We start from the raw sequence: 13,970 nt of genomic DNA on the forward strand, positions 1-13,970 counted from the left end.
CGCGCCCCGCGCGCGCGGCGCGCGCACGGCCTCGGAGCTGCTGGCGCGCCCCGGGGGGGGGGCCGCCGACGCCATCTACCCCCTCGCGGGGCCCCCCGCGGCCACCGCACGACCTCCCGCCGCCGTCGGCGGCGGCGCGCAGGAGCACACCCCGGACCGAGCCCCGGCCGGTCCACGTCCCGACCCGGAGAGTGGCTCGTGAGCACGACGACGAACAGCCCGGTCCTCGAGACCGCGGAGACCGCGCAGGCACCGGACGCGCTGACCGCCGGCGCCGAGGTCGCGGTCCTGACCGAGCACGCCCCCGCCCGCCCGCGGCGCTCCGCGCCGGCGGCCCCGGCGGGCTCCGCCGAGGGGGCCTCCCCCTCCGGCGCCACCCGCCGGCTCGGGCACGTGTCGTTCGTGGGCGCCGGCCCCGGCGACCCGGGCCTGCTGACGCTGCGGGCGGTGGAGCTGCTGGGCGCCGCGGACGTGGTGGTCCTCGACGCCGGCAGCCGCGAGGACGTCGTGGCCCGCCACGGCCGCCCCGGCGTGCAGGTCCTCGACGCCGCCTTCGCCGAGGACGGCGAGCCGACCACGCGCGCGGCGCGCGCCCGCGTCGTGGTGAAGGCGGCCAAGTCCGGCGGGCGCGTGGTGCGCCTGATGGACGGCGACCCCTCGACGTTCAGCGGCCTGGTCGAGGAGATCGCCGCCTGCCGCAAGGCGGGCGTGGGCTTCGACGTGGTGCCGGGGGTCTCCGCCGTCAGCGCGGTGCCGGCGTACGCGGGCGTGCCGATGACGACGGCGAGCACGACGAGCGTGAACGTGGTGCACCCGGCGGGGCGCTCGGTGGACTGGTCGCGGCACGCCGGCTCGGACACCACCGTCGTGGTGCTGGGCACCGGCGACGACATCGCCGCCGCGGCGGTGGGCCTGCTGGCCGCCGGCCGCTCCGCCTCCACCCCGGTGGCGCTGACCTCGCAGGGCACCACGACGACGCAGTCGACGACCACCACGACCCTGGGCGAGCTGGAGCCGATCGCCACCGCCATCGACGGCTCCCCGACGACCGCGGTGGTCGGGGACGTGGTGAGCCTGCGCGAGCAGGCGTCCTGGTACGAGACCAAGCCGCTGTTCGGCTGGCGGGTGCTGGTGCCGCGCACCAAGGAGCAGGCCGGCGGCACCACTGCGCTGCTGGCCGAGCACGGGGCGACCGCTGAGGTCGTGCCGACGATCTCGGTGGAGCCGCCGCGCACGCCGCAGCAGATGGAGAAGGCCGTCAAGGGCCTGGTGACCGGCCGCTACGAGTGGATCGGCTTCACCTCCGTCAACGCGGTGAAGGCGGTGCGCGAGAAGTTCTCCGAGTACGGCCTGGACGCGCGCGCGTTCAGCGGCCTGAAGGTCGCCGCCGTGGGCGGGGTGACGGCGGACGCGCTGCGCGAGTGGGGCATCGAGCCGGACCTGGTGCCCGAGGGCGAGCAGTCCGCCACGGGCCTGCTGGCGGTGTGGCCGCCGTACGACGAGGTGCTCGACCCGATCGACCGGGTGTTCCTGCCGCGCGCGGACATCGCCACCGACCCCGTGGTGGCGGCCCATCAGGAGAACGGCTGGGTGGTCGACCACGTCACCGCGTACCGCACGGTGCGCGCGGCGCCGCCGGCGGCGCCGGTGCGCGAGGCCATCAAGACCGGCGCGTTCGACGCGGTGGTCTTCACCTCCAGCTCCACGGTGCGCAACCTCGTCGGCATCGCCGGCAAGCCGCACCCGTCCACGGTGGTGGCCTGCATCGGCCCGGCGACGGCGCGCACGGCGGAGGAGCACGGCCTGCGGGTGGACGTGCTGGCCGCCGAGCCCAACGCCGCCTCGCTGGTGGAGGCGCTGGCCGCGTACGGCGAGGGCCTGCGCACCGAGGCCGCCGAGGCCGGCGAGCCGGTGCTGCGCCCCAGCCAGCGCAAGACCTCCGCGCGCCGGCGGGCCCGGTGAGCGCGCTGGGCCCGGGCCGGCGCGCGGTGCCGGCGCTGCCGGTGCGCCCGCGCCGGCTGCGCGCGACGCCGGCGGTGCGCCGGCTGGTGACGGACGTGCACCTGCACCCCTCCGACCTGGTGCTGCCGGTGTTCGTGCGCGAGGGGCTGGAGGAGCCGCAGCCGGTGCGGACCCTGCCCGGCGTGGTGCAGCACACCCGCGCCTCGCTGGTGGCCACCGCCAAGGAGGCGGTGGCCGCGGGCCTGGGCGGGATCATGCTCTTCGGCGTGCCGGCGGTGCGCGACGCGGTGGGCTCGGGCGCGGACGACCCCGACGGGATCCTCAACGTGGCCCTGGCGGACGTGCGCGGGGCCGTCGGCGACGACCTCGTCGTCATGGCCGACCTGTGCCTGGACGAGTTCACCGACCACGGCCACTGCGGCGTGCTCGACGAGCGCGGGCGCGTCGACAACGACGCCACGCTGGAGCGGTACGCCTCGATGGCCCTGGCCCAGGCCGCGGCGGGCGCGCACCTGCTGGGCCCCAGCGGGATGATGGACGGCCAGATCGGGCACCTGCGCGCGGTGCTGGACGACGCCGGCCGCGACGACGTGGCGATGCTGGCGTACGCGGTGAAGTACGCCAGCGCGTTCTACGGCCCCTTCCGCGAGGCCGTGGACTCCCAGCTGACGGGGGACCGGCGCACCTACCAGCAGGACCCGGCCGCCGGCGTCGCCGAGGCGCTGCGCGAGCTGCGCCTGGACCTGGCCGAGGGCGCGGACATGGTCATGGTCAAGCCGGGCCTGCCGTACCTGGACGTGCTGCGGGCGGTGGCCGACGTGGCGGACGTGCCGGTCGCCAGCTACCAGGTCTCCGGCGAGTACGCGATGGTGGAGTTCGCCGCTCAGGCCGGCGCGATCGACCGCGAGCGGGTGGCGCTGGAGTCGCTGCTGGCGCTGCGCCGCGGCGGCGCGCAGGTGCTCCTGACGTACTGGGCCCTGGAGGCCGCCCAGCGCTGGCTGGGCTGATCGGGGTGCTGCGGGCGCTCCGGCCTTGAGCCGGGCCCCCGCGGCGCCGATGCCCCCCGGGTGGACCAGCGGACCCGGGGCGGACGGCGCGCGTCCCGGCTGGGCCGGCGCGTGGCCGCCGAGGCCGGGCTCGTCCTGCTGCTGACCGCGCTGGTCACGGCGCTGCTCGCGCCGTCCGACCCGCTGCGCCGGGTGGTGGACTTCGACGCCGCCCACCCGGGCAGCCCGCTGGGCCTGCTGCTGCTCGTCCTGGCCGTGTCGCACCTGTTCATGCTCGTCTTCGGCGCCCGGCGCGGGCGGCAGCTGGCGCGCGAGCACGCCCAGCGCGCCGAGGCCGAGCGCGAGCTGCGGCGCCTGGCCCGCGAGGACCCCCTGACGGGGCTGGCCAACCGGGCCGCGTTCACCGCCGCGCTGGCGGGGGCGTGCGCCGGCGGCGGCGCGGTGGCCGTCCTGCTGCTGGACCTGGACGGCTTCTCGGAGGTCGACGAGCTGCTGGGGCAGCGCACCGGCGACGCGCTGCTGACCGCCGCGGCGCGGGCGCTGCGCCCGCACGCGCCGGAGGGCGCCCTGGCCCGCGTCGGCGACGACACCTTCGCCGTGCTGCTCACCGGGGCGGCGGCCTCGGAGCCGGCGGCCCGCGCCCGGGCCCGCGAGCTGCTCACCGCCCTGCAGGTGCCCCTGGACGCCGACGGCGCGCACCTGGAGGTGGGCGCCTGCGTGGGCCTGGTCGTCGCGAGCGGGCTGGACGCGGTGGCGGTGCTGCACCGCGCCGGGGCGGCGCTGGCCGCCGCGCGCCGCGAGGGCGTGCCGGTGCGCGCGCACGACGAGGGCCTGGGCCGGCGCGCGGGCACGCACCTGCTGCTGCACGGGCAGCTGCGCCGGGCGGTCGCCGACGGGCAGCTGCGGGTGCACTACCAGCCGAAGGTCTCCTGCGCGGACGGGCGGGTCACCGGGGTGGAGGCGCTGGTGCGCTGGCAGCACCCGCAGCTGGGCCTGCTGCCGCCCTCGGCGTTCCTGGAGGTGGCCGAGCGCTCCTCGGTGCTGGTGCCGCTGACCGCGGCGGTGGTGCGCACCGCCCTGGCGGACGCGGCGGCGTGGGCGCGCGGGGGCCTGGTGCTCGACGTGGCCGTCAACGTCTCCGCGCGGGCGCTGGGGGCGCCGCTGGAGGCGCTGCTGGCCGCGGAGCTGGCGGCCTCGGGGGTGCCCGCGGCGCGCCTGGAGCTGGAGGTCACCGAGACGGCCGTGATGGTGGACCCGCAGGGGGTGCCGCAGGTGCTGCGCCGGCTGCGCGCGGCCGGGCACCCCGTGGCCGTGGACGACTTCGGCACCGGCCACGCCACGCTGGCCTACCTGCGCGACCTGCCGGTCACGGCGGTGAAGGTGGACCGCTCCTTCGTGCGGCACCTGCGCCCCGGCGGGCGCGACGACGCGCTGGTGACCGGCACGGTGGAGCTGGCGCACCGCCTGGGCCGCACGGTCGTGGCCGAGGGCGTGGAGGACGCCGAGGCGTGGGGGGCGCTGGTGCGCTCCGGCTGCGACGAGGCGCAGGGGTACTGGCTCTCGCCGCCGGTGCCGGCGGGGGAGCTGCCGGCGGTGGTGCAGGAGCTGCAGCGCCGGCTGGCCGCGCCGGCACCGCGCGCAGCCGATCCGACGCGGTCCGTTGACAACGTTGCACCCTGCCCCTAGTTTCCCGAGCGCCACCGCAGCGGCCCCGCCGCTGCTCGAGCGACGAGGCTCAGACAGGGGACCACCACATGCCTTCTCCCACCTTCAGCCGACGCAGCGTCGTGCTGGCCGCCACCGCGGCCGGTGCGCTGGCGGGTACCGCGACCGCCCAGTCCGCCGCCGCCGCGCCGCACAGCCCCCCCTCCACCAGCGTGGAGCCCTGGGGGACCCTGCCCGACGGCACGGCCGTGGAGCGCCACACCCTCGTCAACGGCGACGTCACCGCGCGCGTCCTCACCTACGGCGGGATCCTGCAGAGCCTGGAGCTCGGCGGCCGCAAGGGCGAGGGCACCAACCTCGTGCTGGGTTTCGCCGACCTCGAGGGCTACCTCGAGAACAACAACCCCGGCCCGTACTTCGGCGCGCTCATCGGCCGCTACGGCAACCGCATCGCCGCCGGCAGGTTCACCCTCGACGGCGAGACCTACCAGCTCCCGATCAACAACGACCCGAACTCCCTGCACGGCGGGGACGACTCCTTCGACAGGCGGGTGTGGGACGCCGAGCCGTTCACCGGGCCGGACCGCACCGTGGGCGTGCGCCTGCGCCTGGTCAGCCCCGACGGCGACCAGGGCTACCCCGGGGAGCTGAGCGTCGAGGTGACCTACACGCTCGACCACTTCGGCAGCCTGCGCCTGGACTACCGCGCCACCACCGACGCCCCCACGGTGGTCAACCTCACCAACCACACGTACTGGAACCTGGCGGGCGAGGGCAGCGGCTCGATCTACGACCACGAGCTGACGATCCGCGCCAGCCGGTACACCCCCGTGGACGCCACCCTCATCCCCACCGGGGAGCTGGCCCGCGTCGGGGGCACCCCGATGGACTTCCGGCGCCCCACGGCGGTCGGCGCGCGCATCCGTCAGCCGTTCGAGCAGATCCTCTTCGGCCAGGGCTACGACCACAACTGGGTCCTGGACCGCCGCGGCGAGGGCCTGGAGGAGGTGGCCGTCCTGCGCGACCCGCGCAGCGGGCGCACCCTGAAGATCTCCACGACCGAGCCGGGCCTGCAGTTCTACTCGGGCAACTTCCTCGACGCCACCCTCGTGGGCACCTCGGGCACGGTGTACCGGCAGGGCGACGGCCTGGCCCTGGAGACGCAGCACTTCCCGGACTCCCCGAACCAGCCGGCGTTCCCCTCCACGGTGCTGCGCCCCGGCGAGGAGTACCGCACGACGACGGTGTTCTCGCTCTCGCGCTGACGCCACGCACCCCGCGGCGGAAACCCCTCCGGGGGAAAACCGCCGCGGGGTGCATCCGCGCCGGGCCGTGCGCGCGCAGAGGGGGTACCAGCGGGACCACGCCCGGTCCCGCGCTCCCCCTGGAGGAAACCGTGCGCAAGACGACCGCCACCGCCGCCCTCGTCGCCGCCCCCGCGCTGGCCCTCGCGCTGCCCACCGCGGCCGCGTCGGCGGCGAGCGCGGGCTCGGCCACCGTGTCCGTCCTGCACGGGGTGCCCGGCCTGACCGTCGACGTCTACGCCAACGGGCAGGAGGTCGTCGGCGACTTCACCCCCGGCACCCTCACCGACCCGCTGACCCTGCCCGCCGGCTCCTACGACCTGGCGGTGTACCCGGCCGGCTCCGACCCGGCGAGCACCCAGCCGGCGATCTCGGCGGACGACGTCGCCGTCCCCGCGGGGGCGAACGCCACCGTCGTGGCGCACCTGGACGCGCAGGGCGCGCCGACGCTCACCCCGTTCGTGAACTCCCCGTCCGACCTGGCCGCGGGGCAGGCCGGGCTCACCGTGCGGCACGTCGCCGCCGCCCCGGCCGTGGACGTGCGAGCCGGCGGCCAGCCGGTGCTGCGCGGTCTGGAGAACCCGCGCGAGGCGTCCGCGGCCGTGCCGGCCGGGACCGTCTCCGCCGACGTGGTGCTCGCCGGCACCGACCAGGTCGCCGTCGGCCCGGCCGACCTGACGCTGCCCGAGGGCGTGCAGACGATCGTCTACGCGTGGGGCTCGGCCCAGGCCGGGAACCTCGCGCTGGCCACGCAGACCGTGGACGCGAACGGCTCGGCGCCCTCGGGCGTGGCCGCCGGCGAGGCCGGCACCGCCGACGACGGCCTGCCGCTGTGGGTGGCCGCCGCCGGTGCCGTCGCGCTGGCCGGCGGGCTGGTGCCCGCGCTGCGCGCGCGGGCCCAGCGCGCCCGCGCCTGAGGAGCTGCGCGTGAGGGCCCTGCTGCGGCACGCCGCACCCGTCGCCTCCGCCCTGCTGGGCGCCGGGCTGCTCGGCGCCTGGTGGGCCGAGCGGCCCCCGGCGGGTTTCGGGGACCCCACCGCGGCGACCGCCCCCGCCGCGCCGGCCGCGTCCCCGGCCGCGCCCCCGCCCGCCCCCGCTCCGACCCCCGCCGGCGGGGCGGGGGCGGCGGGCCCGGTCCCGGCGGGGTCGGTCCCGGTGGGGTCGGTCCCGGCGGCGGCCCTGCCGGCGTTCCCGCCGGTGGCGGCCCGCCCGGCGGCGCCGGCACCGCCGGTGCCCGTGGTCGCCCCCGTGGCGCTGCGCGTGCCGGACCTGGGGATCGAGGCGCCGGTGGACCCCGTCGGCGTCACCGCCGACGGGGCGGTGCAGGTGCCGCGGGACGGCGCGCGCACGGGCTGGTACCGCTTCGGCCCGGTGCCCGGCGAGGACGGTTCCGCCGTCCTCGTCGGGCACGTGGACACCGCGAGCGACGGCCCCGGCGCCCTGCACCCGCTGGCCCGCGCCGAGGCCGGGCAGGTCGTCGAGGTCGTCCTCGCCGACGGCACCGCCCGCCGCTTCGCCGTCACCGCCCGGCGCGAGGTGGTCAAGGCGGAGCTGCCCGTGCGGGAGCTGTTCGAGCGCACCGGCCCCGCCCGGCTGGTGCTCGTCACCTGCGGCGGCGAGTTCGACGAGGAGACGCGCAGCTACGCCTCCAACGTCGTCGTCGCCGCGCAGCCGCTGCCCGCGTGAGCGCCGCGGGCCCGCTCGCCGGGCCGGTTCGGGTGGCGCCGGAGCCGCGGCTCCGTACCGTGGCCCGCATGGTCGCCCGGGACGCCGTCGCCCCGTCCGGCGGCGTGCCCGCGGCGCCCGCGGGCGCCGCGGCCGCGGACCCCCCGTCCGCGGCGGACCCCCCGTCCGGCGCGGACCCGCGGGCGGCCGACGACGCCGCGCTGGCCCGCGCCCTGGCCGACGGCGACGAGCGCGCCCTCGCGGAGGCGTTCCGGCGCTTCGCCCCGCTGGTGCAGGCGCTCGCGCTGCGCCGGCTGCCGGAGGCCGACGCGCAGGACGTCGTGCAGGCGGTGTTCGTGGCGGCCTGGCGCTCGCGCAGCACCTACGACCCGGACCGCTCGGCGCTGCCGGCGTGGTTGGTCGGCATCACCCGCCACCGCATCGCCGACCACCTGCGCGCCCGCCACCGCGACGCGGAGGTCAGCACCGACGCCGTGGAGCTGGTGCTCGCCCCGGCCGCCGAGCGCCCCGTCGAGGACCCCGCCGAGCGCGCCGCCGACCGCCTCGTGCTGCTCGACGAGCTGGAGCACCTGGGCGAGCCGCAGCGCACGCTGCTGCGGCTGGCGTTCTTCGAGGAGCTCACCCACACCGAGATCGCGCAGCGCACCGACCTCCCGGTGGGGACGGTCAAGAGCCACCTGCGACGATCGCTGCGTCGCCTGCGCACCCGACTGGAGGAGGACCGTGCTGCCTCCTGACGCCCCGACCGGCCCCGGGGGCACCGGCGCGCACCCGGAGGAGGACGAGCTCGTCCTGCTGGCCCTGGGCGAGCCGGCGGACCCGGGTGCGCGCGAGCACGTGCCCGGCTGCGCGCGCTGCGCCGGGGAGCTGCAGCGCTGGCGGGAGGTCGTCGCCACCGCGCGCTCGGGGCCGGAGCTGCCCGCGGCGCCCGTGCCGCGCGCCACCTGGGAGGCCGTCGCCCGCGAGACCGGGGTGCGCGTGGACCCCGGCGGGGCGCCGCGCGCCCCCCGGCCGAGCGCCGGTGCCGGCGACGGCCCGCCCGGCGCACCCGGCGTCCCGGCGGCCGCGCCCGCACCGGTGGCGCCTGCGGTGCTGCCGCGATCGCGCCGCACCGGCCGGTGGCTGGCCCTGGCCGCCGCGTTCGTCCTGGGCGGGGCGCTGGGCGCCGGGGGCACGTTCTGGGCCGTCGGCGACCCGCCGCCGGCCGGGACCACCGCCGGGCCCACCGCCGGGACCACCGCCGGGCCCACCACCGGGCCCACCACCGGTGCCGTGCTGGCCTCCACCGCGCTGCTGCCGCTGGACCCCGGCGGCGCCGGCGGCGCGGGCGGGGAGGCGACCGTCGCCCGCGTCGACGGCCACCGCCGCCTCGACGTCGGCGTGCACGACGTGGCGCCCGCCGGCGACGGCGTGCTGGAGGTGTGGCTGCTCGACCCCGACGGGGGCCTGCTCTCCCTGGGCGCGCTCACCGGCGAGCGGCTGGACGTGGCGCTGCCCGAGGCGGTGGACCTGTCGCGCTTCCGGGTGGTGGACGTCTCGCGCGAGCCGCTGGACGGCGACCCGGGCCACTCCGCCGACAGCGTGCTGCGCGGGGAGCTGCGGCTGGGCGCCTGAGGGCCCGCCGCGCTCAGCCCGGCCGCGCCCCCCAGGACGCCACCCGCAGCTCCACCCCGCGCACGAACACCTCGAAGGCGGCGTCCGTGCGCGCGGTGTCGCCGGTGACCAGCCGGTCCTGCACCAGGCCGCGCATGGTCCCCAGCACCAGGGTGGCCACCGCCGGCGCCTCGCCGGGCGGGCAGCCCTCGCGCACCAGCCCCGCCTGCAGCAGCCCGGTGCGCTGGCGCACCGAGCGGGCCACCGCGTCGGCCAGCGCCGCGTCGTGCAGCGCGCCGCCGGTGATCGCCAGGAAGAGGCGGACGTACGCCTCGCCGCGGCCGGTGGTGGCGTGCCGCCACAGGGCCCGCAGCGGGCCGCCCTCCGGCTCGCCCGCGAGCAGCTCCGGCGAGGTGAAGGCGCGGTCCAGCACCCGCTCCACGATCTCGGCGACGAGGGCCTCGCGGGTGCCGAAGTGGTGCAGCAGCGCGGCGTGGCTGACGCCGGCGCTCTCGGCCACGCGCCGCAGCGACAGCTGCGCCATGCCGTGCTCCAGGACGTGGTCGGTGGCGGCCTGCAGCAGCTCCTCGCGCCGGTGCCGGTAGCGCAGCCGCCGCCCGTCCACGCGCCCGCTCCCGTCACTCTCCGCGTCCGCCACGGCGCGAGGTTAACGAGGTGCTGCCCCGGCCGTGCGTTCGCCCGGCGTTTGCTTGACCGACTGGTCAGGCTATGGCTACTTTGTGGCCCTCGTCAGGGGGGCTGGACTCCCGGGCGGTACCGGCACGAGGGCGCGCCGGGTGCCGCGCGGTGGTCCCGTCCCGCCGACGACCCCTCGCCGCCCGCCCCCTGGAGTGCCCGAGATGCCGAACACCCTCACCGCCCCGTCCCGCCGCCGCTCCGGCCGCGGGTTCCGCGCCTCGCTGGCCGCCGCCGCCGTCGCCGTGCCGCTGTTCGCCGCCGCGACGCCCGCCCAGGCCGCCAGCCCCTACGAGCGCGGCCCGGCCCCCACCACCGCCAGCGTCGAGGCGACCCGCGGCTCCTTCGCCGTCTCGCAGACCAGCGTCTCCAGCTTCGCGGCGACCGGTTTCGGCGGCGGCACGATCTACTACCCGACCACGACCACCGCCGGCACGTTCGGCGGCGTGGTGATCGCCCCGGGCTACACCGCCACCCAGTCGAGCATGGCCTGGTACGGCCCGCGCCTGGCCTCGCAGGGTTTCGTGGTGTTCACCATCGACACGAACTCCCGCTACGACCAGCCGTCCTCGCGCGGCGACCAGATCCAGGCGGCGCTGACCTACCTGACCACCCGCAGCACCGTGCGCGCCCGCGTGGACGCGAACCGCCTGGCCGTCATGGGCCACTCCATGGGCGGCGGCGGCACGCTCGAGGCGATCAAGGACAACCCGGCCATCAAGGCGGCCATCCCGCTGACGCCGTGGAACACCGACAAGACGTGGCCCGAGGTGCGCACCCCCACGATGATCATCGGCGCGCAGGACGACACCGTGGCGCCGGTGACCTCGCACTCCGAGCCGTTCTACAACAGCATCCCCACCGCCACCGACAAGGTGTACCTGGAGCTGCGCGGGGCCAGCCACTTCGCGCCGAACTCCTCGGACACCACGATCGCGAAGTACAGCATCAGCTGGCTCAAGCGCTACGTGGACGAGGACACCCGCTACACGCAGTTCCTGTGCCCGGCGCCGAGCACCACCCTGGCGATCAGCGAGTACCGCAGCACGAACTGCTCCTGAGGCGCTGACCGCGGGCCGGCCGGCCCCTCCGCGGCCGGCCCGCCGACGACACCCCGGCGCGGGCGCGGGAATGCCCCGCCCGCGCCGGCGGTTGCCCCGGGCGAGCGGCGTCCCGCACGGGACGGCGCGCCGTGCCGTCGTGCGAGAGGTCGTCCCATGTCCCTGCCGCTGTCCGTCCTCGACCTGGCCCACATCGCCCCCGGGCAGTCGGCGGGCGAGAGCATCGCCGGCAGCGTGGCGCTGGCCCAGCAGGCGGAGCGGTACGGCTACCGGCGCGTCTGGTACGCCGAGCACCACAACATGGCGACCATCGCCTCCTCCGCGCCCGCCGTGCTCATCGCGCACGTCGCCGCGCACACCAGCACCATCCGCCTGGGCGCGGGCGGGGTCATGCTGCCCAACCACTCGCCGCTGACGATCGCCGAGCAGTTCGGCACCCTGGCCGCCATCCACCCCGGCCGCATCGACCTGGGCCTGGGCCGCGCGCCCGGTTCCGACGAGAAGACCACCTACGCGCTGCGCCGCGACCCCGCCGCCGCGGAGGAGTTCCCGCGCGACGTGCAGGAGCTGCGCGCCTACCTCGCCGGGCAGTCCCTCGTGCCCGGCGTGGACGCCGTGCCCGGCAAGGGTTCGCGCGTGCCGCTGCACATCCTGGGTTCCTCGCTGTTCGGCGCGCGCCTGGCCGCGGCCCTGGGCCTGCCGTACGCGTTCGCCTCGCACTTCGCCCCGCAGGCGCTGGAGGCCGCGGTCGCCCTGTACCGCAGGGAGTTCCAGCCCTCCGAGGACCTCGACGCCCCGCACGTCACCGCCGGCCTCAACGTCGTGGCGGCCGACGACGAGCAGACCGCGCGGGCGGCGTTCGAGCACGTGCGCCGCGCCTTCGCCGTGAACCTCGTCGGGCGCGGGCGCACCTTCACCGAGGCCGAGGTCGACCTGCTGATGTCCTCCGCGGCCGGGATGCACGTGCAGCAGATGCTGTCCTGCTCCGCGGTCGGCACCCCCGCCCAGGTGCGCGAGCAGGTCGAGGAGTTCCGCCGCCGCGCCGACGCCGACGAGGTCATCGTCGCCCACCAGGCCCGCGACACCGAGGAGCGGCTGCGCTCGGCCGCGCTGCTGGCCGAGGCGCTGGAGAGCACCCCCGTCGCCTGACGCGCCGCCGGCGCGGGGCCGGTGGGCGGGGGAACTCTTCGCCCACCGGAAACCCGGCGTTCGCCGGGCCGTGGCCGCCTCCCGGGAGGCTGCGCGTCCGCCGGCCGAGCAGCGCCGGCGCCCCGCGCTCCCGGAGGTCGCCCCGTGCCCGCCCGCCCCGCCCCCACCCGCCGCAGCGTCCTCACGGCCGGGGTGGCGGGTTCCGCCGCGCTCGTGGCCCCCGCGGCCGGCGCCCGCCCGGCGGCCGCGGCCGCCGACCCGGTCCTGCCGTTCGTCGAGCACTACCGCACGAACACCACCGCGAACCTCGCGCCGGAGACCAACGCCGCGGTGCGGGTCCTCGCCGGGGTGCGCGAGCTGTGGGAGACCGGCCCGACCTGGGACACCGGCCGCGCCCGCGACCGAGCCGTGCTGCGCGCCAACGTCCGCCACGTCGTCGACGTCACGCGCCGGCGCACCGACGAGCAGGCCCGCGCGGCGTTCGTCCACGACCGCCAGCACCAGAGCCACGCCGTCCTGGCTGGCCTGGGCCCGCTCACCGCCGCCTACCTGCGCGGCTCGCTGGCCGTCACCGGCATCACCTCCGCCCCCGACGGCACCCCGCCGGCGAGGGTGAGCGACGAGCTGCCCGCCGATGCGCCCCCCGGTTCCGCGCTGGGCGCCGGCTCGGAGAGCTCCGAGCTGGGCGCCGTCGTGCGCCTGGTGAACACCGTGCGCGGCCCGGCCGCCTCGGGCAACCCCTCCAAGCTGGCGTACCAGTACCCGCGGCCGTGGCGCCTGCGCGGCGACGGCGCCACCGTGGCGCCCACGGGGCGCACCGACGCGTTCGGGTTCCCCGTCTACGACTCCGAGGTCGTCGTCGCCCCCCAGCTGCTGCGCCAGCGCGGCGAGGACCCCGCCGAGGACGGCGGCTTCCCCAGCGGCCACACCAACGCCTTCCACCTGGCCGCCCTGGCCCTGGCCCACGCCGTGCCCGAGCGGTTCCAGGAGCTGCTCACCCGCGCCTTCGAGCTCTCCGACAGCCGGATCGTCTCCGGCATGCACTCCCCGCTGGACGTCGTCGGCGGCCGCGTGCTCGCCACCGCCCTGGCCGCGGCCGCCCTGCACGACCCGGCCAACGCCGACCTCAAGCGCGCCGCGCGCGAGCAGGCCGCCGCCTGGTTCGCCGCCCACCCCGCCGAGGCCGGCGCCGCCGACCCGTACGCCGACCGCGCCGCCAACCGCGCCGCCGTGCGCGAACGCCTCACCTACGGCTTCCCCCGCCGCGGCCCGCGCCGCGAGGCCGTCGTGCCGCGCGGCGCGGAGGTCCTGCTGGAGACGCGCCTGCCGTACCTCAGCGCCGCGCAGCGCCGGGAGGTGCTGCGCACCACCGCCCTGCCCTCGGGGTACCCGGTGCTCGACGGGCCCGAGCAGTGGGGGCGCCTGGACCTGTTCGCCGCCGCCGACGGCTACGGGCGCCTGGACGGGCGCGTGGAGGTCGACATGGACGCCGCCGCCGGCGGCTTCCACGCCGCCGACACCTGGCGCAACGACGTCGACGGCCGCGGCCGCCTCGTCAAGCGCGGCTCCGGGGAGCTGACGCTCACCGGGGAGAACTCCTTCACCGGCGGCGCCCGGGTCGAGGGCGGCACCCTCGCGGCCGCCTCGGCGTGCGCCCTGGGCGGGGGCGACGTCACCGTCGCCGCCGGGACGCTGCGCGCGGCCGCCGTGCCCGGCGGCGTGCGCGTGCGCGGGGACCTGAACGTTGCGGCCGGGGCGGTGCTGCGGGGGGGGGGGGCGGGGGGGGGGGGGGGGGGGGGCGGGGGGGGGGGGGGCGGTCGCCGGGCCGGGGCGCCGCCCCCGCAGCG

12 protein-coding genes and 1 pseudogene are annotated in these 13,970 nt (G+C 78.2%); 12 read left to right on the forward strand and 1 reads right to left on the reverse strand.

Annotation, left to right across the window (positions count from 1 at the left end; all coding sequences use genetic code 11):
- From ACRYR7_RS19545 to ACRYR7_RS19585, 9 genes and pseudogenes are all read left to right on the forward strand, one after another.
- Nucleotides 1–202: pseudogene (locus tag ACRYR7_RS19545) on the forward strand (hypothetical protein); the annotation flags it as partial.
- The gene (locus ACRYR7_RS19550; protein WP_432573785.1) at nt 199–1,962 is read left to right on the forward strand and encodes a bifunctional uroporphyrinogen-III C-methyltransferase/uroporphyrinogen-III synthase; all 1,764 of its coding nucleotides are present in this window, start codon (nt 199–201) and stop codon (nt 1,960–1,962) included. The pseudogene ACRYR7_RS19545 and the gene ACRYR7_RS19550, both read left to right, overlap by 4 nt.
- Nucleotides 1,959–2,969, forward strand: a complete 1,011-nt coding sequence (hemB, locus tag ACRYR7_RS19555) for a porphobilinogen synthase (protein WP_432573786.1) — start codon at nt 1,959–1,961, stop codon at nt 2,967–2,969. The genes ACRYR7_RS19550 and hemB overlap by 4 nt, the downstream gene beginning before the upstream one ends.
- 60 nt (nt 2,970–3,029) lie before the next feature.
- Nucleotides 3,030–4,655, forward strand: coding sequence for an EAL domain-containing protein (locus tag ACRYR7_RS19560; protein WP_432573787.1), 1,626 nt, complete (start codon nt 3,030–3,032; stop codon nt 4,653–4,655).
- A 68-nt stretch (nt 4,656–4,723) separates the two neighbouring features.
- On the forward strand, nt 4,724–5,899 hold the full coding sequence (locus ACRYR7_RS19565) for an aldose epimerase family protein (protein WP_432573788.1): 1,176 nt from the start codon (nt 4,724–4,726) through the stop codon (nt 5,897–5,899).
- 131 nt (nt 5,900–6,030) lie between these two features.
- Nucleotides 6,031–6,855: a DUF4397 domain-containing protein gene (locus tag ACRYR7_RS19570; RefSeq protein WP_432573789.1), complete on the forward strand. Its 825-nt coding sequence runs from the start codon at nt 6,031–6,033 to the stop codon at nt 6,853–6,855.
- Nucleotides 6,856–6,865: 10 nt separating this feature from the next.
- Nucleotides 6,866–7,624 (forward strand): class F sortase, encoded by a 759-nt coding sequence (locus tag ACRYR7_RS19575; RefSeq protein ID WP_432573790.1) that lies wholly within the window; start codon nt 6,866–6,868, stop codon nt 7,622–7,624.
- A gap of 68 nt (nt 7,625–7,692) precedes the next feature.
- A complete protein-coding gene (locus tag ACRYR7_RS19580) occupies nt 7,693–8,361 on the forward strand; it encodes an RNA polymerase sigma factor (RefSeq protein WP_432573791.1) in 669 nt (222 codons plus the stop codon).
- Nucleotides 8,348–9,238 (forward strand): anti-sigma factor, encoded by an 891-nt coding sequence (locus ACRYR7_RS19585; protein WP_432573792.1) that lies wholly within the window; start codon nt 8,348–8,350, stop codon nt 9,236–9,238. The genes ACRYR7_RS19580 and ACRYR7_RS19585 overlap by 14 nt, the downstream gene beginning before the upstream one ends.
- A gap of 13 nt (nt 9,239–9,251) precedes the next feature.
- Here the strand turns inward: ACRYR7_RS19585 and ACRYR7_RS19590 are convergent, their stop codons facing one another.
- Nucleotides 9,252–9,875: a TetR/AcrR family transcriptional regulator gene (locus tag ACRYR7_RS19590; protein ID WP_432573793.1), complete on the reverse strand. Its 624-nt coding sequence runs from the start codon at nt 9,873–9,875 to the stop codon at nt 9,252–9,254.
- A gap of 202 nt (nt 9,876–10,077) precedes the next feature.
- On the opposite strand from ACRYR7_RS19590, the gene ACRYR7_RS19595 reads away from it, so the two are divergent.
- The 3 genes from ACRYR7_RS19595 to ACRYR7_RS19605 all read left to right on the forward strand — a co-directional run.
- Entirely contained in the window at nt 10,078–10,974 is an 897-nt protein-coding gene (locus ACRYR7_RS19595; protein WP_432573794.1) for an alpha/beta hydrolase family protein, read from the forward strand.
- A gap of 156 nt (nt 10,975–11,130) precedes the next feature.
- Nucleotides 11,131–12,123, forward strand: a complete 993-nt coding sequence (locus ACRYR7_RS19600; RefSeq protein WP_432573795.1) for an LLM class flavin-dependent oxidoreductase — start codon at nt 11,131–11,133, stop codon at nt 12,121–12,123.
- Nucleotides 12,124–12,267: 144 nt separating this feature from the next.
- Nucleotides 12,268–13,970 (forward strand): phosphatase PAP2 family protein (locus tag ACRYR7_RS19605; protein WP_432573796.1); only part of this gene is annotated, 1,703 nt, incomplete at its 3' end.

Source organism: Kineococcus gurbantunggutensis, from assembly GCF_050871925.1.
Taxonomy (GTDB): domain Bacteria; phylum Actinomycetota; class Actinomycetes; order Actinomycetales; family Kineococcaceae; genus Kineococcus.